A 21674-nucleotide genomic window follows, 5' to 3' on the forward strand; every position below is an offset into this window, starting at 1 on the left:
ATGCCGCTGTCGGCATTCACATTGGATGATTCCCACAGTCGTGCCCAGAACGCGCCCGCGCCGTAGGCTGAGGGAGTGCGCAAGGTGATCATTCTCGGTTCGACAGGTTCCATTGGAACGCAGGCACTCGACGTGATTCGGGCCAACCCCGACCGCTTCGAGGTAGTGGGGCTGGCCGCGGGCCGCAACGCCGAGCTGATGGCGGCGCAGGCGGAGGAGTTCTTCGTCGACGACACGGCGCTCGGCGCAGAGGATGCCGAGGCGCTCGTGCGCGGCGTGGAGGCGGATGTCGTGCTGAACGGCATCACCGGCTCCGTGGGCCTCGGGCCGACGCTGGCAGCGCTGGAGACCGGGCGCACGCTGGCGCTGGCCAACAAGGAGTCGCTGATCGTCGGCGGCCAGCTGGTGACGGGCCTCGCCGCGCCCGGCCAGATCGTGCCGGTCGACTCTGAGCACTCCGCGATCGCCCAGGCGCTGCGCTCCGGCGCGGCATCCGAGGTGCGCCGGCTCGTCGTCACGGCATCCGGCGGCCCCTTCCGCGGCCGCAGTGCCGAGTCGCTGGCCGGCGTCACGCCCGCCGAGGCGCTCGCCCACCCCACGTGGGACATGGGCCGCGTCGTCACGACGAACTCGGCGACCCTTGTCAACAAGGGGCTCGAGGTGATCGAGGCACACCTGCTCTTCGACGTGCCGTACGACCGCATCGACGTCGTCGTGCACCCGCAGTCGATCGTCCACTCCATGGTGGAGTTCGTCGATGGCTCCACGATCGCCCAAGCCTCCCCGCCGGACATGAAGCTGCCGATCTCGCTCGGGCTGGACTGGCCGAACCGGGTCGGCGGCGTCGGCGCGCCGCTGGACTGGACCACGGCGCAGAGCTGGACCTTCGAGCCGCTGGACGACACGGTGTTCCCCGCCGTCGCGCTGGCCAAGCAGGTGGGCCGGGCCGGCTCGAGCTACCCGGCCGTCTTCAATGCCGCCAACGAGCAGGCCGTGCATGCCTTCCACGCCGGCGCGATCGGGTTCACCGACATCGTCGGCACGGTGCGCCGGGTCGTCGACATGCACGAGGCCGATGGCACGCTCACCCGCGAGTCGCTGGCCGAAGCTGAGCGCTGGGCGCGGGCGAGTGCAGACAAGCTGATCGCCGGTCTGCGCTGACGACTGCTCTGGACACCGCTCTGAATGCTGCGCCGACCACAGCGCCGACCACAGCGCCGACCACAGCGCTGTCCGGCGACCGCGCCGGCCGCCGGACTCAGCGGTAGGCGTCGGCCGTCGTCGTCAGGGCCTCCAGCCAGCCCGTCGCGCTCACCCCGAGCAGGCGTTCCGTCTGGGCGGAGTCGATGACGAACGGCATCCGGAACTGATAGCTGGACGCCTCGATCTCGCGCATCAGCGGGCTCACCGCGGCGAGGGCGCGCAGCACCCACTGCGGGTACCCGGCGACGCGGCCATGCCCGCCGTAGTGTTCGTTCAGCTGCTCCATGATCACGGTGCGGGCGCGGGGCTGGCCGCTCGGGACATGCCAGACGCGGCCCCACGCGCCCTCGTAGTCTGCGGCGGCGATCAGCGTCGACACGATGTCGGGCAGGTAGCTCCAGCTGTGCGGCAGCGCCGGGTCGCCGACGACCCTGGCCGTCTTCGATTTCTCCGCAGCGTGGAAGAAGCTCTCGCCCAGGTGGGCGGTGCCGGTCGCGCCCGGCCCGAAGTAATCGCTGGCCCGCACCTCGACGGCCCGAATGTCGCCGCGCTCGTGGGCGGCGAGGGCGGCGTGCCAGCCGGCCAGCCGCACGCGGCCCTTCGTCTCGGTGCTGAGCTCCGGTGAATCCTCCGTCATCGGCCCCTCCGGCGGGCCGTAGCCGTAGAGGTTGCTCATGATCACGAGGCCGGCGCCGCTTCTCGTGGCCGCGTCGATCGCCGCAGCGAAGACGGGCGGCCAGTCCGTCGGCCACCGCGTGTACGGCGGGTTCGTGCAGAGGAAGATCGTGGCCGCGCCGCTCGCCGCGGCGGCGAACGCGTCGGCATCCGTCGCATCGAGGGCGAGCGCTCGGGCGCCGTCCACCGCGGTGCCGTGGCGGGAGGCGATGACCACGTCGTCGCCGTGAGCCGCGAGGCGGCGTGCAACCCCGCCTCCGATGAGCCCTGCTCCGACGACGAGCTGACGCGACATGGTGACCCCATCCCTGCCGCTTCGGGGCGGCAGGGACATCAAAGCACAGCGGGCCGCGCGGCACACCTGCCGGCGCCGGGAAATGCGCGGGGACGCCGGCCGCGATGGGCGCCCCGGTGCAGACCCCGTTCAGCTCGACCTCAGCGGGCTCGCAGCGAGGGAGGGCTACGCTGTCGACGTGGATTCCGTGCTTCTCTTCGTTCTGGGTGTCGTCATTCTGGCGGTCGGCCTCGCTGTCTCGATCGCGTTGCACGAGATCGGGCACCTCGTCCCGGCCAAGCTCTTCGGTGTGAAGGTCACCCAGTACATGATCGGCTTCGGCCCGACGCTCTGGTCGCGCCGCAAGGGCGAGACCGAGTACGGCGTCAAGGCGATTCCGTTCGGCGGCTACATCTCGATGATCGGCATGTTCCCGCCGGCCAAGGACGGCACGGCGGCTCGCAGCGCCAACACCGGCTTCCTCAGCAGCATGGCCAGCGACGCGCGCACCGCCAGCGCCGAGACGATCGGCGAGGGCGAGGAGCACCGGGCCTTCTACCTGCTGCCGGTGTGGAAGCGCATCATCGTCATGTTCGGCGGGCCGTTCATGAACCTGCTCATCGCCGTCGTGCTGTTCGCGATTCTGCTGATGGGCTTCGGCGCGGCCCAGGCCAGCACCACGATCGGCAGCGTCTCCGCCTGCGTGCAGACGGCCGGCTCCACCAGCCAGGAGTGCGGACCGAACGACCCGGCCGCGCCGGGCGCCGCGGCCGGCATCCTGCCCGGCGACCGCCTGGTCAGCATCGACGGCACCGCGGTGACCGACTGGCAGCAGTCCACCGAGACGATCCGTGCCTCAGCCGGGACCGCGCTCGTCGTCGTCGTCGAGCGCGACGGGGCCGAGAAGACGCTCACCCTCACCCCGCTGCTCACCGAGCGCCCCGTGTTCGACGAGGCGGGCCAGCCGGTGACGGATGCCGCGGGCAAGGCCGTCACGACCGAGGTCGGTTTCGCCGGCATCGGCCCGGCCAGCGAACTCGTCCCGCAGCCGGCGACGGCCGTGCTGCCCGCCGTCGGCGACAACATCAGTGGCGTCGCCCACATCATCCTGAACCTGCCGCAGCGCATGGTCGACGTCGCCCAGGCCGCCTTCGGCCCGGAGGAGCGCGACCCGAATGGCCCGATCAGCGTCGTCGGCGTCGGCCGCGTCGCCGGAGAGATCGCCGCCCTCGACACCCTCACCGTCGAGAGCAAGGTGGCCAGCCTGATCGGCCTGCTCGCCTCGCTGAACATCGCCCTGTTCGTGTTCAACCTGGTGCCCCTGATGCCGCTGGACGGCGGGCACATCGCCGGCGCGCTCTGGGAGGGGATCCGGCGCGCGTTCGCCAAGCTGTTCCGCCGCCCCGACCCGGGCCCCGTCGACACCGCGCGGCTGATGCCGCTCACCATGGCCGTCGTGATCATCTTCGGCGGAATGAGCGCGCTGCTCGTCTACGCCGACATCGTGAAACCGATCAACCTCTTCGGCTAGCGGACCAGCTCCCTCTCCCGTCGGCGCGAGGGAGCGCCCGGCCCTCTCCCGTTGGCTCGAGGGAGCGGCCGGCCCTCTCCCGTTGGCTCGAGGGAGCGCCCGGCCCTCTCCCGTTGGCTCGAGGGAGCGTCAGGACCTCTCCCGTTGGCTCGAGGGAGCGCCAGCGACCGAAGCCAACTCCGCCGGTCACGAGGCGTCCGCCGTGGCATCCGATCGGGAGGCAAACGGCGGATCGGGAGGCCGAAGCCGGCCTGAAACTGCCTCCCGATCGTCCTTCGGCCTCCCAAACGGGCGCGGCCGGGCGCGGCCGGGACACAGCCACGGGCGCGGGCACGAGCGCACCCGGCGGGCGCGGATGCCGCGCGAACGCCTTTCCCGTTGGCTCGAGGGAGCGCCAGCGACCGAAGCCAACCCGCCCGTCACGAGGCGTCCGCCGCGGCATCCGTTTGGGAGGCAAACGGCGGATCGGGAGGCCGAAGCCGGCCTGAAGTTGCCTCCCGATCGTCCGTCGGCCTCCCAAACCGGCGCGGCCGGGCGCGGCCACGGGCACGGTCGCGGGCACGGGCGCACCCGGCGGGCGCGGCCGGCGGGCGCATCCGGCGGGCGCACCCGGCGGGCGCGGCTGCCGCGCGAGAGCCTTCCCCGTTGGCTCGAGGGAGCGCCAGCGACCGAAGCCAACTCCGCCGGTCACGAGGTGTCCGCCGCGGCATCCGTTTGGGAGGCAAACGGCGGATCGGGAGGCCGAAGCCGGCCTGAAGCTGCCTCCCGATCGTCCGTCGGCCTCCCAAACGGGCGCGGTCGGGCACAGTCGCGGGCGCGGCCGGGCACAGCCACGAGCGCACCCGGCGGGCGCACCCCGGGGCGAGTGGATGCCGGGCGCCCTACCGGCGGCGGATGCCCTTGAGCACGGCGGCCATGACGAGCATCACGCCGCCGAGCTTGGCGAACTCCGCGCCGGTGCGCGGAAGCTGCACCAGGCCCGTCGCGTGCGAGATCGTGACCGAGTCCACGAAGCGCAGCAGGCCCTCGCGGCCGTTGCGCCGGCCGACGCCGGACTGCTTGACGCCGCCCATCGGGGCATCGATCGAGCCGAAGCTGGCCCGGTAGCCCTCGTTCACGTTGACGCTGCCCGCATCGATTGCCCGGGCCAGCCGGAGCCCGCGTGCGGTCGAGCCGCTGAACACGGCGGCGTTCAGTCCGTAGTCGCTCGCATTGGCGGCGAGGATCGCCTCCTCCTCGCTGTCCACCACGGTGATCGAGACGACGGGGCCGAAGGTCTCCCCGGCGAAGCAGTCCATCTCGCTCGTCACACCGGTCAGCACGGTCGGCTCGAAGAACAGCGGGCCGAGATCCGGACGGGCCTGTCCGCCGGCGATGACCGTGGCACCCTTGGCCACGGCATCCGCCACATGCTCCTGCACCCGCGCCAGCTGGGCCGGCGTGGTCAGCGAGCCGACATCGCTGCCGAAGTCGTAGTTCGCGCCCGGCACGAGGGTGCCGACGCGGGCGGCCATGGCGGCGATGAAGGCCGGGGCCACGGCGCGCTCGACGTAGATTCGCTCGATCGAGACGCAGAGCTGGCCCATCGACGAGAAGCAGGCGTATGCGGCATCCGCGGCGGCCTTCTCCGGGTCGACGTCGTCCAGCACGATCAGCGGGTTCTTGCCGCCGAGCTCGAGCGAGGCGCCAACCAGGCGGCGGCCGGCCTTCTCTGCCACGCCGCGGCCGGTCGCGGTCGAGCCGGTGAAGCAGATGTAGTCGGCATGGTCGGTGACGGCCCCGCCGATCTCGGCGCCGGCGCCGGCGACGACGGCCCAGAGCGCGCGGGGGACACCGGCGTCGATGAAGGCCTGGCGGAGGGCGAGCACGCTGAGCGCGCCCTGGTCATCGGCCTTCTGCACGACGCCGCAGCCAGCCGCGAGCGCGGGCACGACATCCATGGCGGCCAGGCTGAGCGGGTAGTTCCACGGCGTGATGACGCCGGCGATGCCCTTGGGCTTGTAGGCCACCCGGGTGGCGACGACGGTCGGGACGCCGCTGCGGCGGCGCCCGCCGCGCAGCACCGGCCGCGCGGCCAGCGCGTTGTAGCGGGTGACGCTGAGCACCTGGTAGAGCTCCTCGAAGGCCTGGCCGCGGGTCTTGCCGGTCTCGGACTGCAGCACGTCCAGCAGCATCTCGCGGCGCTCCAGGATGTTGTCGTGGGCCTGTAGCAGCACGGCGCGGCGGTGCGCGAAACCGGCTCTGGCCCAGGCGAGCTGCGCCAGCCGGGCGCGCGCGAAGGCGTCGGAGACATCGGCGGGGGTGCTGTGCGGCAGCTCGTGCAGCAGTTCGCCGGTGAACGGCGCCTGTACGGAGCGGGTCGTGCCGGAGGTGGCGACCAGGTCGCGGTCGAGTTCGGCGATGAACGTCGGGTGCAGCGGAGAGGCAGACATGAGCGCCATTCTAGGTCAGCTGACACCGAATTAGGTCAGTTGACCCAGTTCTCGTCGGCGGCTCGCTACACTGCCGGAATGACCGCAACGGAGCGTGCACTTCCTGTCAAGACGATCGTCGGCTATGCCCTGGGATCCCTGGGCACCGGCGGCTTCGCCACGCTGCCCGGGCTGGTGCTGGTGTTCTACCTGACCGACACCCTCGGGGTGACCGCGCTGCTGGCCGGGGTGCTCGTGACGGCGGCCAAGATCTGGGACGTGCTGATCGACCCGGTGATCGGTGCCCGGAGCGACCGGGCGCTGGCCCGCCACGGCTCCCGGCGCGGTTTCATGCGGGCGGGCGCCCTGCTGCTGCCCGTGTTCTTCGTGCTCACGTTCGCCGTGCCGGCCGGGCTGGAGCCCGCGGCATCCGGCCTCTGGGTACTCGTCGCGTTCATGCTCACGGCCACGGCGTTCAGCCTCTTCCAGGTGCCGTACATCGCGCTGCCGGCCGAGCTCGCCGACGGCTACGACCAGCGCACCCGGCTGCTCACCTGGCGGGTCGTGGTTCTGACCGCCGCGATCCTGCTGTTCGGCGCCGGCGGCCCGATGCTGCGCCGTCTGGGCGGCGAGAACGAGTACCTCGGCTACCTGATCATGGCCGTCGTCGCCGGCGTGGTGATCGGGGGCGGGATGCTGCTGGCCTCCCGCGTCGCGCCGCGGGGCGTCGGGGCGCACGCGGCCGCTTCAGGCGGGCACCCCGGCGGCGGCATCCGCGAGCACTACAAGGCCGGACTGGCTGTGCTGCGTCGCTCGCAGTCGTTCCGCGCCCTGCTGCTCACGTTCATGCTGCAGGGTCTCGCGACCGGCGTCATGCTGGCCGGCGCCAATTACGTCGCCGTCTGGGTGCTGCACTCGGAGGCCGCACTCGAACTGTTGTTCGTGGCGCTGATCGCCCCTGCGCTGTTCTGCGCACCGCTCTGGGGTGTGATCGCCCGGCGCGTGGGCAAGGAACGCGGCTTCGTGCTGGCCAGCGTGCTGTTCGGCGTCGCCGCGCTCTCGCTCACCGCGATGCTGTGGGCACCGGGGGCATGGGTGTACCTGCCCGTCGCCCTCGCCGGCGCCGGCTACGCGGGCATGCAGTCGCTGCCGATGGCGATGCTGCCCGACGTCATCTCGCACGACGCCGCCGAGCACGGCGACGGCCAGGCCGGCACCTTCAGCGGCGTCTGGACGGCGGGGGAGACCACCGGCATGGCCCTCGGCGCCACCGCGCTGACCCTGATGCTCGCCGCCACCGGCTACATCGAGAGCGTCGGCGCGACGGCCGTCGAGCAGAGCGACGCCGCGGTGATGGGTATCGTTCTGAGCTTCAGCGCCCTGCCAGCCGCCCTCATCGCGGTCAGCCTGCTGAGCCTGCGGCGCTACACCCTCCGCAAATCCGACATCGACAGGAAGGTGCTCGTGTGAGCGCACACTTCGAGCAGAACCCGGCAGATGTGCTGGCCCGGCTGGGCGCGCTGCGGGAGGGCGACGCGCCCACCCACGGCGGCCGCGTGCTCTCTTACGTCTACGACTCCGGCGTCGCCGAGCTCGACGAGCTGGCCGCGAGCGCGATCCGCGCCGTGCAGCCGGTAAACGCGCTGGACCCGACCACCTTCACCTCCGTCGCCGCGATGGAGCGTGAGGTCATCGGCTTCGCCCGCGCGGTCTTCCACGGCGACGAGCAGGTCGTCGGCACCGTCACGAGCGGCGGCACCGAGAGCTGCCTGCTCGCGATCAAGACGGCGCGGGAGCTGTGGCGGGCGGATGCCGCGCGCCGCGGCATACCGGCAGACACCGTGGTGCCCCGCATCCTGGCCCCCAGCACCGTGCATGCCGCGTTCCACAAGGCGGCCGACTACTTCGGGCTGCGCCTCGAGCTGGTTCCGGTGGACCCGGATTCCGGCCTGCCCGTGGCCGCGGACTTCGCCGCGCGCCTGGCGGATGCCGACGACGTGGCGCTCGTCGTGCTGAGCGCCCCCGCCTACCCGCACGGCGTGCTCGACCCGATCGCGGAGGTGTCGGCGCTGGCCGCGGCGGCCGGCGTCAGCTGCCACGTGGACGCCTGCTTCGGCGGTTTCGTGCTGCCGTGGTGGCCGGGCCTCGACGCAGCCAGCTGGGACCTGCAGCTGCCCGGCGTCACGAGCCTCTCCGCCGACCTGCACAAGTACGGCTACGCGCCGAAGGGGGCCTCCGTGCTGTTGCAGCGCGGCCGGGACCGGCAGCGGCAGCAGTACTTCGCGACGACCGGCTGGCCCGGCTACCCGGTCGTCAACTCCACCCTGCTCGGTTCCAAGTCGGCGGCGGCCCTCGCCGCGGCGTGGGCGATCACGCAGACCCTCGGCGGGAGCGGCTTCGCCCGGCTGACGGAGAGCTGCGCGCGGGCCACTGCGGCGCTCGCAGATGCCATCGCGGGGATCGACGGCCTCCGCGTCGTCGGGCACCCGACCGGCCCAGCCATCGCCGTCGCGGCGGACGAGTCTGTGCCGGCCGAACGCCGCGTCGACCCGCACCACTGGGCGGACCAAGCGCGCGCCCACGGCTGGCAGCTGCAGCTGCAGCCGGGCTTCACGCAGTCCGACGGCACACGGCTGCCCGCGACGGCGCACCTGACCGTCACCCCGGTGACCGAGTCCCGGCTGGCCGAACTGACGACCGCCCTCGTGGCGGCCGCGGACGAGGTGCGCGGCGTGCCCGCCGTCGACGTCACGCCGCTTCTGGCCTCGCTCGGCGGGGCGTTCGGCGGGGCGCTGCCCGCCGCGCTGGACGCGGCGTCGGCGTTCGCCGTGTTGCAGGCGATCGGGCTGGCCCCGGATGCCGAGGGCAGTCCCGGTGAAGGGCCGGCCGACGCGGCGCTGCCCGAGCGGCTCGCGCCGTTCCTCGCCCTGGTCGAGGCGCTGCCGCCGGCCGTGGCCGAACCGCTGCTCACCGAGCTGATCGCGCGGCTGGTCGAGCCGGCCTAGCGGGCATCGCCCGTGCCGGGCGCGTGCGCACTCGCTGCGCGCGCCCGGTAGACGGCAGCTGCACCGTGGCTCTAGCGCTGGCGAGCGCGCGCTGCCATGATCGCTCCATGGCCACTCTCGTCAATGTAGACAATTTCGCCCTCGCCGAGACTCACCGCATGATGCGGGACCTCCAAGCCAATGCCGGAGGCGTCAACCGCTTCCAGCACAATCGCGAGCCAGCCGCGATCGACAACCAGACCGTGATCCGACTGAACCGCGACACGCTGTACAGCTTCGCGGTCGTCGACGTCAGCGCCGGCGCCACCCTGAGCATCCCGGAGCACGGCGAGCGGTACCTCTCCGCCATGGTCGTCAACGAGCACCACTACGTCGACGCGATCTTCCACGACGCCGGTCGCTACGAGCTGACCCAGGAGCAGTTCGGCACGCCGCACGTCGTGGTGGCGGTGCGCATCCTGGTCGACCCCGCCGACCCGGCGGATGCCGCGGCGGTCGCGGTACTGCAGGACCAGCTCGAGTTGACTGCCGCCGCGGCGGCGCCCTTCGAGATGCCCGACTACGACACAACCAGCTTCGACGAGACGCGCACCGCGCTGCTCTCGCTGGCGCGCAACCTGACCGACTTCGAGCGCATGTTCGGCACGAAGGAGGAGGTCGACCCCGTCCGCCACCTGATCGGAACCGCGGCCGGCTGGGGCGGGCTTCCCTCCGCCGAGGCGAGCTACATCGGCGTCGAGCCGCGCCTGCCGGTGGGCGAGTACGAGCTGACGGTCGGCCCGGTGCCCGTCGACGGCTTCTGGTCCATCTCCGTCTACAACGCCGGCGGCTACTTCGAGCCGAACGAGCAGGGCGCGTACACGATCAACAACATCACCGGCGTGCCGAACGACGACGGCACCATCACCGTCCGCTTCGGCGACACCTCTCCCGGAGCGGTGAACGCGCTGCCGCTCACGGACGGCTGGAACTACCTGGTGCGGATGTACCGGCCGCGCGCGGAGATCCTCAACGGCGAGTGGACCTTCCCGACGCTCAGCAGCCAGCACTGACCATCAGGACCGGGGCGCCGGGGCGCCCTCTGCGGCCCAACGGCGCCCCGGTCCCGGAAGCGCGAGCAACGAGGCCGCGGGCTAGGCGAAGCTGAGCGGCAGCGGCCGACCGGCCAAGCCTCGGCCCGTGCCGGCGAGGGCATCCGCGACGCCCAGGATGGCCGCGGCGGCCGCGTCATCCGGTTCGCTCAACACGATGGGGGAGCCGGCGTCGCCGCCCTCGCGCAACGGCACGCTGAGCGGGATGCGGGCCAGCAGCGGCACGCCCAGCCGACTGGCCACCTCGGCGCCGCCGCCGGAGCCGAACAGCTCCAGCACGGTGCCGTCCGGCTGCGCCAGCCCGGCCATGTTCTCGATCACGCCGAACACGCTCTGCCCGGTCTGCCGGGCAACGACCCCGCTGCGCTCCGCGACGTCGGCGGCCGCCGGCTGCGGGGTGGTGACCACGAGCACCTCGGCGTGCGGCAGCAGCTGGCCGATCGAGATGGCGACGTCGCCGGTGCCGGGCGGAAGGTCGAGCAGCAGCACGTCGAGGTCGCCGAAGTAGACGTCGGTCAGGAACTGGTTGATGGTGCGGTGCAGCATGGGGCCGCGCCAGGCGACGGCCGCGGAACCAGATCCGGATGAATCCGTATCGAGGAACATGCCGATCGAGATCACCTTCACGCCGAACGCGACCGGCGGCAGGATCATCTCGCCGACCCGGGTCGGCTTCACCCCGGCCAGGCCGAGCAGGCCGGGGATCGAGAAACCGTGCACATCGGCGTCGAGCAGCCCGACGCGGAGGCCCCGCGCGGCGAGCGCGACCGCCAGGTTGGCGGTGAGCGTCGACTTGCCGACTCCGCCCTTGCCGCTCGTGACGGCGATGACGCGGGTCAGGGAATCGGGTGTGAAGGGCATCGTGCGGGTGCCCGTGCCCTGCAGCTTCGCGGTGAGCGCCTTGCGCTCCTCGACGCTCATGACGGTCATCGCCAGCTCGACGTTGCCGGCCCCGACGACGCCCTCCAGGGCGGCGCGGGAGTCGTCCTCGATGCGGCGGGCGGCCGGGCAGCCGATGATGGTCAGCTTGATGACGGCGTGCGCGCGCCCGGCGTCATCGAGGGAGAGCTCGCCGACCATGTCGAGCTCGGTGATCGGCCGGCGGATCTCGGGGTCGATGACGCGGGCGAGGGCCTGGTGCAGCGCCTCGATGCCGGCCGGTCGGATGCCGGCAGGCTCAGGGCTTGCCGACATCCGCCGCCCCGTTCTCATACTCGGCCTTCGCCGCCGCTGACTCGCGCTCGTCCAGCTGCTCGAGCAGGCTGCGCAGCTCGGAGCGGATGAAGTCCTTCGAGGCCATGTCCGAGATGGACAGACGCAGGGCGACGACCTCCCTGGCGAGGTACTCGGTGTCGGCGAGGTTGCGCTCCGCCCGCTGGCGGTCCTGCTCGATCTGCACCCGGTCGCGGTCGTCCTGGCGGTTCTGCGCGAGCAGGATCATCGGGGCGGCGTAGGAGGCCTGCAGCGAGAGGATCAGGGTCAGCGCCGTGAAGCCGATCGCCGCGGAGTCGAAACGCCACTCCTCCGGTCCCCAGGTGTTGAATGCGAGCCAGAACAGGCAGAACAGCGAGAGCCCGACGAGGAAGCCGGGCGTGCCCATGCCACGGGCGATCGCCTCGGTGAACCGGCCGAAGCGGTCACGGCTGGCGGCCTTGTCGCGCGCCGAGATGGCGGGCCCGCGCAGCCCGCGCGGGGAGTCCAGGCGGATGTCGCTCTTGTTAGCTCGTGCCATTGCCGGTCCTCCGCCCTGTGCTGTCATTCCCGATCAGCGGGATGCTGCCTGTCTCTTGTTGCGCGCGCGCCGCGGCACGCGCGGCGATATCGTCATCCTCGTCGGGATGACTTCGCCAGTCAGCGGGCAGAAGATAGTCGAGAACATCGTCAATAGTCACCACCCCGACGAGTCGGTGGTGCTCATCGACGACGGGGACGGAGACCAGGTCGTAGCTGGCCAGGATGCGGCTGACCTCGGCCGCGGAGGTGTTCGCCGTCACGGGCTCGAGGCCCTGGTCGAGCAGGGTGCCCAGACGCTCATGCGGCGGGTAGCGCAGCATCCGCTGGAAGTGCACCATGCCGAGGAAGCGGCCGGTCGGCGGCTCGTACGGCGGCAGCGTCACACAGATCGCGGCGCCGAGCGCGGGGGCGAGGTCGTGCCGGCGGATGAGCGCCAGCCCCTCGGCGACGGTGGCGTCGGCGGAGACGATGATCGGCTCCGGGGTCATCAGGCCGCCGGCGGTGTCCGGGGCGTAGGAGAGCAGGAAGCGCACATCGTCGGCCTCCTCCGGCTCCATCAGCTCGAGCAGCTGCTCGCCGCGCTCCTCTGGCAGCTGGGCGATCAGGTCGGCCGCGTCATCCGGCTGCATGTGGTCGAGCACGTCGGCGGCGCGGGCATCGCCCAGGCTGGCCAGGATGCCGACCTGCTCGACCTCCGGCATCTCCTCCAGCACATCGGCGAGGCGGTCGTCGGAGAGCTCGCCGGCCACCTCGAGCATGCGCTCGGTGGGCAGGTCGAGCAGGGTGGAGGCCAGGTCGGCGGGATTGAGCTCGGAGAAGGTGGCGATGAGGTGCTCGGCTGACTGCGCCTCTCCGGCGGTGACCGTCTCGCGCACCTCGGCCCAGTCGGCGAAAACCGTCTGGCCCTTGGCGAACGGCGACGGGCTGGTCTTGGGGCGGCGCACGAAGAGCTGGCTGATGGCCCACTCGCTCTGGTCCTGGCCCTGCTCCTCGATGGCGACATCCTCGATGGTCGCCTCGCCGGAGCCGTCGACGAAGCTCACCTTGCGGCCGAGCATCTCGGCGATGACGCGCACCTCGCCGCCGCGCTGCTCGAAGCGGCGCACGTTGATGAGTCCGTCGGTGATGATCTGGCCGCTGCCGATGCTGGTCACCCGGCCGATCGACATGAACACGCGGCGCCGGCCGGGGATCTCCACGATCAGGCCGACAACGCGGGGCGGATCCGATTTGCGGTACACAACCAGAACGTCGCGCACCTTGCCCACGCGGTCGCCCGCGGGGTCGAAGACGGTGCACCCTGCCAGACGGGCGACGAAGACTCTGTTGGCACTCACCCTTCAAATCTAGGCCACTCACACCGTTTTCAGGCCCACATGGGAGAATGGCCGCATGAGTGCCCAGAACCCCTTCTCTGCCCGCAACACCACGCGATACCCGGTGTTGCCGCAGGGAGAGGCCGTCGAGAACTACGCCAGCTACGCCGAGGCGCAGAGCGCGGTCGACGTCCTGGCACGCGCCGACTTCCCGGTGAAGCAGCTGGCGATCATCGGCAACGACCTGAAGAGCGTCGAACTGGTGACCGGCAAGATGAGCTACGGCCGTGCGGCGCTCGGCGGCGCGGCGTCCGGGGCCTGGCTCGGAATCTTCCTCGGCCTGATCCTGTTCATCTTCGCGCCGAGCGGGGCGAGCATGCCGATGATCTTTGCGGCGCTGCTGATCGGTGCCGGCTTCGGCATGCTGTTCGGCATCGTCAGCTACTCGGTCAAGCGCAAGCGCCGCGACTTCAGCTCGGTGATGCAGCTCATCGCCGTCAGCTACACCGTGCAGGCGCCCAGCGAGCTGGTGCACAAGGCCCGCAACATCCTGCACGGCGAGCCCGTTCCCGCTGGGGCGGATGCCGCAGAACAGACGCCGCCCGCGCCGCCCGCCGCCTGACAACGGCCGGGCGCTCCCCGCTCACCAGATCTCGTTCGCGGTCTCCGAGAGGGTGAAACCGTGCCCGCTCTGCGTGTGCGCGCAGGAGATGCCGGCATCCGTCGACGCGCAGATGACGTCCCCGTAGGCGATCGCCGAGCCGACCGGGAGCGCGACAGTGCTTTCGCTGTACTCGCTCTCGAACGCCACATCGCCGCGCTTGCGCGGGTGCGGCTGCTCGCTGCCCACCGCCTCGATGCCGTGCCCGCAGGGAACCTGCGCGTCGAAGCAGTAGTCCTCGGGCTGAGCGGTGGGGAACTCCCACTGCTTGTCGTCGATGGCGCAGCCCCAGACGGCGTTGCCGGGGTCGTTGTCCAGCGTCAGGATGCCGCACGCGAGGTTGCGCGACGGGGAGGTGAAGACGACCCCCGTCCCGAAATCGACGGGGGCGAAGTCGGCCGGGTCCACCAGGGTCGGCGCCGCGCTCGGGGTGGCCGTGGCAGCCGGAGCCTCTGACGGCTGAGGCGTCTGAGCGGGCTGCAGCGCATCCGCGCTCGGGACCGGGACGACGGGTGCGGTCGCGGGTGCGGCGCATCCGCTCAGGCCGAAGCTCAGGAGCACGGCGGCGGTGAGGATCCAGCGCTGTCTGGTCATGGCGACACCCTAGTGCGTGGCCGGTCGGATGCGTGGGACTTGGGTCTCGACAGGACGCAAAAAACAGGAGGAGAGTCTCGCCGACCGCATATGCGGCCCCGCGAGGCTCTCCTCCTGTTTTTTTAGCGCGCACAGTGTGCGGGTCCGGCCGGTCGCTGCCGCCGGGCCGGGCGCGAGAGCTTAGCTCCAGCCGCCGGAGCGCACCCACGCCTCGACGTCGGACGCCGTGCGCGGGATGCCGATGGACAGGTTCTCCGCACCGTCGGCGGTCACCAGGATGTCGTCCTCGATGCGCACGCCGATGCCGCGGAACTCGGCCGGAACCGTCTCGTCGTCGCTCTGGAAGTACAGCCCGGGCTCGATCGTGAAGACCATGCCCTCCTCGACGATGCCGTCGATGTACATCTCACGGCGCGCCTGGGCGCAGTCGTGCACGTCGATGCCGAGGTGGTGGCTGGTGCCGTGCACCATGTAGCGGCGGTGGTACTGCTTATCGGCCTCGAGGGACTCGGCGGCCGAGACGGGCAGGAAGCCCCACTCCGCGGTGCGCTCGGCGATGACGGCCATGGCCGCCGCGTGCACCTCGCGGAACACGATGCCCGGCTTGACCACGGCCAGCGCGGCATCCGCGGCGTCCAGGACGGCGTCGTAGATCATCCGCTGCACCGGGCTGAAGGTGCCGTTGATCGGCAGGGTGCGCGTGACGTCGGCGGTGTAGAGGCTGTCGACCTCGACGCCGGCGTCGAGCAGCATCAGCTCGCCGGGGCGCACGGGGCCGTCGTTGCGGGTCCAGTGCAGGATCGTGGCGTGGGCGCCGGATGCCGCGATGGTGTCGTAGCCGAGGGCGTTGCCGTCCAGGCGGGCCCGGGTGTAGAACACGCCGTCGACGATGCGCTCGCCGCGCGGGCTGGCCGAGATCCGCGGGAAGTCGGCGATGACGTCGTTGAAGCCGCGCTCGGTGGCGTCGACGGCGAGGCGCATCTGGGCGATCTCGTAGGAGTCCTTGACGAGGCGCATCTCGCTGAGCACGACGTGCAGCTCGGCGTCCGGCTCGTGCTCGGCTCCGATCTCGAGGCTGAACGGCGAGTCCTGGGCGTTGTCGCGCAGCGCCTCCTCTGCGGCGAAGCGCAGCCGGGCGGAGTCGACGGCCTCGGTGACGGCCGGGTCGGCCTCGCGCAGGACGAGCGTGGTGGAGTCGACCGCGCCGTAGACGGCGTCGAGGTCGGCGATGCCGCGGGTGTAGATGCCGAGGTCGGCGGCGACCTGGGCGATGGAGGGGCGCGGGCCGATCCAGAACTCACCGATTGCGGGGTTGTGGTAGAACTCCTCCGAGTCGCGGCCGGCGCGCTCGCGGAAGTACAGGGTTGCCTCGTGCCCGGCGGCGGTGGGCTCGAAGACGAGAACCGCCTCCGGCTCTGCGTCGGCGCCCCAGCCGGTCAGGTACACGAAGGCGCTGTGCGCGCGGAACGGGTAGTCGGTGTCGTTGGAGCGCTGCTTCGGGCTGCCGGCCGGCACGATCAGGCGCTGGCCGGGGAAGCGGGCGGAGACGGCGTCGCGGCGTGCCGCGGCGAAGCTCGCCTGCTCACGTGCGGCGGGGAGGGTGTCCTCCCTGTGCGCCCAACCGGTGCTGATGTAGGACTTGAATACATCGGATTTCGGCGTCGTCGAGCGGCTGGCGTTCGGGTCCGTCTCCGGGGCAGCGGTCAGGATGTCGGTGGTGGCGTCGGCGGTGTTGTCCATGCCCCCATTCTCGCACCGCGAGACGGGAGCCGCCTGTGCCCGCGCTCAGCCGTCGGCTGGCAGGTAGCGGGTCAGCAGCGGCCGGTGGTCGCTGCCGGAGTCGTCGACCTCGTCGAGCACGCGAAAGGCGTCGACGCGCCAGTTGTCGGTGGCCAGGACGTGGTCGATCGGGGCGCCGAGCAGGGGTGGGACGGCGGTCGGCCAGGTGCCGAGCGCCGCGCTGCCGGCGGAGAGGGCGGCATCCGCGCAACGCCCCAGCGCAGCCCCGTCGATGCCGCGCCCGGCCATGTGGTCCAGCGTGGCGTTGAAGTCACCGGCCATGATCACGTTGGGGGCGTCGCACTGCTCGGCCAGCCAGTCCAGGTCGCTCCGCCAGTCGCTCATGGCGCCCTCGGTCGGGGCGCCGGCGTGCACTGCGATGATCGTCGGGCCGTCCCCGTTTACCGGTGTCGCGACGACGGTGGGGGAGATGTTGGTGTTGCCGGGCGGTCCGCTGCCCGCGGCGGAGGCGAGCGTGTACTCGCCGAGATCGGGGCTGATCAGCAGCGCGGTGGAGCGCGCCTTGTAGACGTCGTTGAAGTTGAGCGTCCACACCCACATCGGCCGGCCGCCCTCCTTCATGGCGACGGCCACCTCGGTGCCGAGCTCGTCGGTGGTCTCCGGCAGCGACACGATGTCGGCGCCGCTCTCCAGGGCCAGCTTCACGATCGCGTCGACGCCGGGCTCCTCGCCGCGCGTGTTCCAGCTGAGCACGGTGATCGAGTCGTCCGCGCCGTTCGTGGCGAGCGAGACGTCGCCGTTGGCGGCGCCGCGCAGCGCGAGGATCCCGCTCGTGGCCACCGCGAAGACCAGCACGAGCACGGCCAGGGTGCCGGTGATGCGGCGGAACGGGCGGAGGATTCCGATGACCATCAGCAGCACGATTCCGACGGCGGATGCCGCGACGAGCACGCCCCGGAACGACACGAGCTGCGCGATCATCCACGTGTTCTGCAGCCCGAACAGCTGTGGCCAGGCCAGCACGAGCAGCCCGACGGCGGCGCCGAGCGCGATGAGGGAGCTGAGGATGCGGCTGAACATTGCTTGATCACCATATGCGACGCGGCCACACGGGAGCCGCCTCGCCGCGTCGGGCGCGCGGCCAGAACTAGCATGGGGGGATGGACTCTCGGCGTTTTCACGGCCCCATCGACCTGCACGCGCACTCGAGCGTGTCGGACGGGACCGAGACGCCGGGCGAGCTGGTGCAGGCCGCCGCGGCCGCCGGGCTCGGCACGATCGCGCTGACCGACCACGACTCGACGGCCGGCTGGGCCGCCGCGGCATCCGCCGCGCGCACCGCGGGCGTGACGCTGATCCCCGGGATGGAGCTCTCCACCCGCCTGCAGCACTCCAGCGTGCACCTGCTGGCCTACCTCTTCGACCCCGCCGACCCGGCGCTGCTGGCCGAGACAACCCGCATCCGCGATGCCCGGATGTCGCGGGCCGAGGAGATCGTGGAGCACATCGGCCGCGACTACGCGCTGAGCTGGGACGACGTGCTGGCGCAGTCCACGGAGGGGGCCACCATCGGCCGGCCGCACATCGCCGACGCGCTCGTCGCCCGGGGCCACGAGCCGAACCGCTCCGCGGCCTTCGAGGGGATCCTGCACTGGCGCAGCGGCTACGTGAAGCCGCACTACGCCCCGGACCCGGTCACCGGCGTGCGCCTGGTGCGAGCGGCGGGGGGAGTGCCCGTGCTCGCCCACCCCGGCACCCGCGGCGCCATGAACGTGCTCTCGGAGTCCGAGCTGAAGCGGCTCGTCGAGGCCGGCCTGTTCGGCCTGGAGATCGAGCACCGCGAGAACCTGTCGGATGCCAAGGAGCGGCTGCGTGTGCTCGCCGACCGGTTCGGCCTCGCCGTCACCGGCTCCAGCGACTACCACGGCGCCGGCAAGCCGAACCGGCTCGGCGAGAACACGACCGCCCCGGAGGTGCTGGAGGCTCTCATCGCCGAGGCGCGCGGCAGCGAACCCGTCTACGCCGGCTAGGGGTAGCGCTCCCCGCCGCCCCTCCGCGCTACCCGACCAACGGGTTGGGAGGCAGGCGGACGATCGGGAGGCCGTTCGGGTCGAAAAGTGGCCTCCCGATCCGCCGGATGCCTCCCGAACTGACGTGGCCGGCGATGCGGTTTCGGCAGGCCCAAGCGGCGGGTTGGTCACACCTGCACCACGCAGAAGTGGCCCAACACCGTGTCGGTGTTGGGCCACTTCTGTGCTGCGAAGAGAGTGCTACTCGGCGCTGGGCGCGCTGCGGCGCGAGCGGTTGCGGTTGCGGCGGCGCGGGGCGCTGTTGCCGTCGTGGTGCTCGGGTCCGCCGCCGTCGTGGGCCCCGGATGCCGGGTGGCCCGGTGCCTGGAACGGGTCGGTGATCGTCGCCACGGCCGGGGCCGCGCCCGTCGCGTCTGCGGCCGGAGCCGCAGCAGCGGCCTCGGAGCCGGCGCCACCGCGGGTGCGGGTGCGGCTGCGCGAGCGGCTGCGCGAGGAGCCCTCGCCGGCTGCCGCCCCGGTGCCGTCGGCGGAGCGGGATCCGCCGCGGCCGCCTTCACGCCCGCCACGGCCGGCATCCGCCGACTGCTCGCGCGGGGCGCGCTCCTTGATGGGCGTCGGCTTCAGGCGGCCCTTCGAGCCGGCCGGGATGTCGAGGTCGGAGTAGAGGTGCGGCGACGAGGAGTACGTCTCCACCGGCTCCGGCTGGTTCATCTCAAGCGCCTTGTTGATGAGCGCCCACTTGTGCAGGTCGTCCCAGTCGACGAAGGTGACGGCGATGCCGGTCTTGCCCGCGCGGCCGGTGCGGCCGGCACGGTGCAGGTAGGTGTCGTGGTCGTCGGGAACCGTGTGGTTGATGACGTGGGTGACGTCGTTGACGTCGATGCCGCGCGCTGCGACATCCGTGGCGATGAGGATGTCCTTCTTGCCGGCCTTGAACGCGGCCATGGCGCGCTCGCGCTGGTCCTGGTTCAGGTCGCCATGCACAGCGGCGGCGTTGAAGCCGCGGTCGTTCAGCTCCTCGACGAGCTTGGCCGCTGCACGCTTGGTGCGGGTGAAGACGACGGTCTTGCCGCGGCCCTCTGCCTGCAGGATGCGGGCGACGACCTCGTCCTTGTCGAGCGAGTGAGCCCGGTAGACGACGTGCTTGATGTTCGCCTGGGTGAGCCCCTCGTTGGGGTCGGTCGCGCGGATGTGGATCGGCTTGCTCATGAAGCGGCGGGCCAGGGCCACGATCGGGCCGGGCATCGTCGCGGAGAACAGCATGGTGTGGCGGTCGGCCGGGGTCTTGGCGAAGAGCTTCTCGATGTCGGCGAGGAAGCCGAGGTCGAGCATCTTGTCGGCCTCGTCGAGGACCATCTCGCGCACCTTGCCGAGGTCGAGCAGTCGCTGCGAGGCGAGGTCGAGCAGGCGCCCGGGGGTGCCGACGACGATCTGCGCGCCGGCCTTGATCTCCTCGATCTGGCCCTCGTAGGCCTTGCCGCCGTAGATCGCGACGATGTTGGTCGCGCGGTTGGACGTCGCCAGCTCGAGGTCCTGGGCAACCTGCACGCAGAGCTCGCGGGTCGGCACGACGATGAGTGCCTGCACGCCGGGCTCCGGGTTCAGGCCGAGGCGCTGGATCAGCGGGAGGCCGAAGCCGAAGGTCTTGCCGGTGCCGGTCTTGGCCTGGCCGATGATGTCCTGGCCGGTCAGGGCCAGCGGGATCGTCTGCTCCTGAATGGGGAACGGCTCGATGATGCCCTTCGAAGCGAGGGCGTCGACCATGTCTTGTTCAATGGTCAGATCTGAAAATGTAGTCACGTGTTTTAGGCCTGTCGTACTGCGTTCACTGAGGATGCGCCCTTGTGTCATCAGGCGCACGGCCGCGGATCCATCGCCCGCGGGATGCCTCCAGCCTAGCGCGGCGTGTCTGGGTGGCCGCTTGACGCCGCGCGGGCGGGAGGCAAATGCCGGGCCATGGCATTCCGAGCCTGGCCCTCTGCGTGCGGATGCCGCGGCTCACGCCTTCGCGTAGTTGCTGTAGCCGTTCCAATCGAGGAACACGCACGGCTCGTCGCCGAGCGTCCACGCGTCGTGCCCCGGGGCCATGCTGGCGAAGTCGCCGGGGCCGTACTCCATCTCCTCCCCGTCCTCCATGACGACCTTCATCCGACCGGACAAGACGTAGCCGACGTGCGCCGTCTGGCAGCTGTCGGTCTTGGCGATCGGCTTCACGTGCTCTGACCAGCGCCAGCCGGGCTGGAAGGTGGCGCGGCCGACGCCGCCCGTCGTGGCCTCGACGAGCTGGAGCTGGCCGGCGCCGGCCTCGAATTTCCGCGTCTCGTCGGGCGAATCAAGACTCTTGCGCACGAGGCTTGACATGATGACCTCCTTGATCGGTTTTTCTCAGCACGCCCTGGATGGGCGTGGCTCTGGCACGCGTCGGAGATCGCACAAGGCTTCGGGAGGGCTGGCGGTTCGGCGGTGGACAGCCGGTGGCGCGACGGGGACGGCATCGTCCCGGCCGCTGTGAGCGCAGTCTACGCCCGGCCTTTCGCCCTGTCACCCGGTGCGGGGGAGCCCCGCCGTCGACGGTGCGCGGCGCCCGTTCCGGGTCGGCGACGGGCTGTTCCCGGCACGCTCGCCCCGCGCACGCCCTAAGCTGAACTCGTGGTCTCATGGTTCGGTCGGAGCAACATCCGCGTGGAGATCCCGCGGCTCAAGGCCCGCGGGGAGTCTTCGGCGACGAAGGTCGACTTCGCCGAGTACACCCCCGAGCTGCTGCCGTTCCTCGGCCAGGCCGCGGCCGTGCACCTCGAGGTCGCCGAGAACCTGGCCCGCGCGCTCGCCGCGGCGCCCAGCCTCGAGACCAAACAGGGCATCAGCTACGCGGCCTCCCAGGTGCTCGCCACCCAGCACAAGCTGGTGGCGGAGATCCGGGCGCTGCACGCCGACCCCGACGCGCTCATGCGCCCCTTCGCCGAGGCCCTGGAGCGCTACCGCACGCTGGCGACCGGCAGCGACTGGCGTGAGCTGCTGCTCACCTGCTACCTGAGCGCCGGCATGCTCGGCGACTTCTTCGAGCAGCTCGCCCGCGGCATCGGCGGCGACGTCGGCAAGCGCGTCGCCACCCTGCTAGCCGCGGATGCCGGGGCCGAGGAGCTACGCCAGCTGCTGCAGAGCGCCATCAACGCCGACCCCCAGCTCACCTCCAGCCTGGCCATGTGGGGCCGCCGGCTGGTGGGGGACACCCTCCTCGTCGCCCGCTCGGCCCTGGCCAACGTCGACTCACCCGGAAGCGCGGCGCACCACGCCGCAGAGGCGAACATTGAACCCGTCTTCACCGAGCTCATCGCCGCGCACACCCGCCGCATGGACGGCCTCGGCCTCACAGCCTGAGCCCGCCGCGGCAGATTTGAGAGAGGTCGTC

At 71.5% G+C, this 21674-nt stretch carries 18 protein-coding genes; 8 read left to right on the forward strand and 10 right to left on the reverse strand.

What is annotated here, in order from left to right; genetic code table 11:
- Positions 1-75: 75 nt before the first annotated feature.
- Entirely contained in the window at positions 76-1161 is a 1086-nt protein-coding gene (gene dxr / locus BLT62_RS06810) for a 1-deoxy-D-xylulose-5-phosphate reductoisomerase (protein ID WP_083363384.1), read from the forward strand.
- Positions 1162-1258: 97 nt separating this feature from the next.
- Here dxr and BLT62_RS06815 read toward each other — a convergent pair whose 3' ends face one another.
- Positions 1259-2173 (reverse strand): NAD-dependent epimerase/dehydratase family protein, encoded by a 915-nt coding sequence (locus BLT62_RS06815; RefSeq protein ID WP_083363385.1) that lies wholly within the window; start codon positions 2171-2173, stop codon positions 1259-1261.
- Positions 2174-2351: 178 nt separating this feature from the next.
- Here BLT62_RS06815 and BLT62_RS06820 point away from each other — a divergent pair, with 178 nt between their 5' ends.
- Positions 2352-3683 carry a M50 family metallopeptidase gene (locus tag BLT62_RS06820; protein WP_197675175.1) on the forward strand — a complete coding sequence of 444 codons (1332 nt, stop codon included), beginning with the start codon at positions 2352-2354 and terminating at the stop codon, positions 3681-3683.
- 881 nt (positions 3684-4564) lie between these two features.
- Here the strand turns inward: BLT62_RS06820 and BLT62_RS06825 are convergent.
- Positions 4565-6115: a succinic semialdehyde dehydrogenase gene (locus BLT62_RS06825; RefSeq protein ID WP_197675176.1), complete on the reverse strand. Its 1551-nt coding sequence runs from the start codon at positions 6113-6115 to the stop codon at positions 4565-4567.
- Positions 6116-6193: 78 nt separating this feature from the next.
- On the opposite strand from BLT62_RS06825, the gene BLT62_RS06830 reads away from it, so the two are divergent.
- From BLT62_RS06830 to BLT62_RS06840, 3 genes are all read left to right on the forward strand, one after another.
- A complete protein-coding gene (locus BLT62_RS06830; protein WP_083365349.1) occupies positions 6194-7564 on the forward strand; it encodes an MFS transporter in 1371 nt (456 codons plus the stop codon).
- The gene (locus tag BLT62_RS06835; RefSeq protein ID WP_083363387.1) at positions 7561-9099 is read left to right on the forward strand and encodes a pyridoxal phosphate-dependent decarboxylase family protein; all 1539 of its coding nucleotides are present in this window, start codon (positions 7561-7563) and stop codon (positions 9097-9099) included. The genes BLT62_RS06830 and BLT62_RS06835 overlap by 4 nt, the downstream gene beginning before the upstream one ends.
- 107 nt (positions 9100-9206) lie before the next feature.
- Positions 9207-10151 (forward strand): DUF1214 domain-containing protein, encoded by a 945-nt coding sequence (locus BLT62_RS06840; protein WP_083363388.1) that lies wholly within the window; start codon positions 9207-9209, stop codon positions 10149-10151.
- An 81-nt stretch (positions 10152-10232) separates the two neighbouring features.
- Here BLT62_RS06840 and BLT62_RS06845 read toward each other — a convergent pair whose 3' ends face one another.
- Genes BLT62_RS06845 through BLT62_RS06855 form a run of 3 tightly spaced genes read right to left on the reverse strand, consistent with a single transcriptional unit; the run spans position 10233 to position 13261 of the window.
- Entirely contained in the window at positions 10233-11384 is a 1152-nt protein-coding gene (locus tag BLT62_RS06845) for an Mrp/NBP35 family ATP-binding protein (protein WP_083363389.1), read from the reverse strand.
- Positions 11368-11922, reverse strand: coding sequence for a DUF1003 domain-containing protein (locus BLT62_RS06850; RefSeq protein WP_083363390.1), 555 nt, complete (start codon positions 11920-11922; stop codon positions 11368-11370). The genes BLT62_RS06845 and BLT62_RS06850 overlap by 17 nt, the downstream gene beginning before the upstream one ends.
- The gene (locus BLT62_RS06855) at positions 11909-13261 is read right to left on the reverse strand and encodes a magnesium transporter MgtE N-terminal domain-containing protein (protein WP_083363391.1); all 1353 of its coding nucleotides are present in this window, start codon (positions 13259-13261) and stop codon (positions 11909-11911) included. The genes BLT62_RS06850 and BLT62_RS06855 overlap by 14 nt, the downstream gene beginning before the upstream one ends.
- Before the next feature lie 55 nt (positions 13262-13316).
- Here BLT62_RS06855 and BLT62_RS06860 point away from each other — a divergent pair, with 55 nt between their 5' ends.
- On the forward strand, positions 13317-13862 hold the full coding sequence (locus BLT62_RS06860; protein ID WP_083363392.1) for a general stress protein: 546 nt from the start codon (positions 13317-13319) through the stop codon (positions 13860-13862).
- 21 nt (positions 13863-13883) lie between these two features.
- Here the strand turns inward: BLT62_RS06860 and BLT62_RS06865 are convergent, their stop codons facing one another.
- The 3 genes from BLT62_RS06865 to BLT62_RS06875 all read right to left on the reverse strand — a co-directional run bounded on the left by BLT62_RS06865 (position 13884) and on the right by BLT62_RS06875 (position 17315).
- Positions 13884-14495: a hypothetical protein gene (locus tag BLT62_RS06865; RefSeq protein WP_083363393.1), complete on the reverse strand. Its 612-nt coding sequence runs from the start codon at positions 14493-14495 to the stop codon at positions 13884-13886.
- Between the two features lie 180 nt (positions 14496-14675).
- Positions 14676-16235 carry an aminopeptidase P family protein gene (locus BLT62_RS06870; protein WP_083363394.1) on the reverse strand — a complete coding sequence of 520 codons (1560 nt, stop codon included), beginning with the start codon at positions 16233-16235 and terminating at the stop codon, positions 14676-14678.
- Between the two features lie 45 nt (positions 16236-16280).
- Positions 16281-17315 carry an endonuclease/exonuclease/phosphatase family protein gene (locus BLT62_RS06875; RefSeq protein WP_083363395.1) on the reverse strand — a complete coding sequence of 345 codons (1035 nt, stop codon included), beginning with the start codon at positions 17313-17315 and terminating at the stop codon, positions 16281-16283.
- 80 nt (positions 17316-17395) lie between these two features.
- Between BLT62_RS06875 and BLT62_RS06880 the strand changes: the two genes are divergently transcribed.
- Positions 17396-18265 carry a PHP domain-containing protein gene (locus BLT62_RS06880; protein ID WP_083363396.1) on the forward strand — a complete coding sequence of 290 codons (870 nt, stop codon included), beginning with the start codon at positions 17396-17398 and terminating at the stop codon, positions 18263-18265.
- A gap of 240 nt (positions 18266-18505) precedes the next feature.
- Here BLT62_RS06880 and BLT62_RS06885 read toward each other — a convergent pair whose 3' ends face one another.
- Together BLT62_RS06885 and BLT62_RS06890 are read right to left on the reverse strand one after the other, a co-directional pair.
- Positions 18506-20029, reverse strand: a complete 1524-nt coding sequence (locus tag BLT62_RS06885) for a DEAD/DEAH box helicase (RefSeq protein WP_407937558.1) — start codon at positions 20027-20029, stop codon at positions 18506-18508.
- 234 nt (positions 20030-20263) lie between these two features.
- Entirely contained in the window at positions 20264-20626 is a 363-nt protein-coding gene (locus BLT62_RS06890) for a cupin domain-containing protein (protein ID WP_083363397.1), read from the reverse strand.
- 288 nt (positions 20627-20914) lie between these two features.
- On the opposite strand from BLT62_RS06890, the gene BLT62_RS06895 reads away from it, so the two are divergent.
- The gene (locus tag BLT62_RS06895; RefSeq protein WP_083363398.1) at positions 20915-21643 is read left to right on the forward strand and encodes a ferritin-like fold-containing protein; all 729 of its coding nucleotides are present in this window, start codon (positions 20915-20917) and stop codon (positions 21641-21643) included.
- Positions 21644-21674: the final 31 nt, after the last annotated feature.

The sequence above is a fragment of the Microterricola viridarii genome, assembly GCF_900104895.1.
Taxonomy (GTDB): Bacteria; Actinomycetota; Actinomycetes; order Actinomycetales; family Microbacteriaceae; genus Microterricola; species Microterricola viridarii.

What these genes read in the sequence shown, in the direction of transcription:
- BLT62_RS06875 (WP_083363395.1), bottom strand. Translation starts at nt 17,315, where the DNA reads ATGTTCAGCCGCATCCTCAGCTCCCTCATCGCGCTCGGCGCCGCCGTC.
- BLT62_RS06830 (WP_083365349.1), top strand. Translation starts at nt 6,194, where the DNA reads ATGACCGCAACGGAGCGTGCACTTCCTGTCAAGACGATCGTCGGCTAT.
- BLT62_RS06890 (WP_083363397.1), bottom strand. Translation starts at nt 20,626, where the DNA reads ATGTCAAGCCTCGTGCGCAAGAGTCTTGATTCGCCCGACGAGACGCGG.
- BLT62_RS06825 (WP_197675176.1), bottom strand. Translation starts at nt 6,115, where the DNA reads ATGTCTGCCTCTCCGCTGCACCCGACGTTCATCGCCGAACTCGACCGC.
- BLT62_RS06815 (WP_083363385.1), bottom strand. Translation starts at nt 2,173, where the DNA reads ATGTCGCGTCAGCTCGTCGTCGGAGCAGGGCTCATCGGAGGCGGGGTT.
- BLT62_RS06885 (WP_407937558.1), bottom strand. Translation starts at nt 20,029, where the DNA reads ATGGTCGACGCCCTCGCTTCGAAGGGCATCATCGAGCCGTTCCCCATT.
- BLT62_RS06870 (WP_083363394.1), bottom strand. Translation starts at nt 16,235, where the DNA reads ATGGACAACACCGCCGACGCCACCACCGACATCCTGACCGCTGCCCCG.
- BLT62_RS06840 (WP_083363388.1), top strand. Translation starts at nt 9,207, where the DNA reads ATGGCCACTCTCGTCAATGTAGACAATTTCGCCCTCGCCGAGACTCAC.
- BLT62_RS06845 (WP_083363389.1), bottom strand. Translation starts at nt 11,384, where the DNA reads ATGTCGGCAAGCCCTGAGCCTGCCGGCATCCGACCGGCCGGCATCGAG.
- BLT62_RS06850 (WP_083363390.1), bottom strand. Translation starts at nt 11,922, where the DNA reads ATGGCACGAGCTAACAAGAGCGACATCCGCCTGGACTCCCCGCGCGGG.
- BLT62_RS06860 (WP_083363392.1), top strand. Translation starts at nt 13,317, where the DNA reads ATGAGTGCCCAGAACCCCTTCTCTGCCCGCAACACCACGCGATACCCG.
- BLT62_RS06865 (WP_083363393.1), bottom strand. Translation starts at nt 14,495, where the DNA reads ATGACCAGACAGCGCTGGATCCTCACCGCCGCCGTGCTCCTGAGCTTC.
- BLT62_RS06880 (WP_083363396.1), top strand. Translation starts at nt 17,396, where the DNA reads ATGGACTCTCGGCGTTTTCACGGCCCCATCGACCTGCACGCGCACTCG.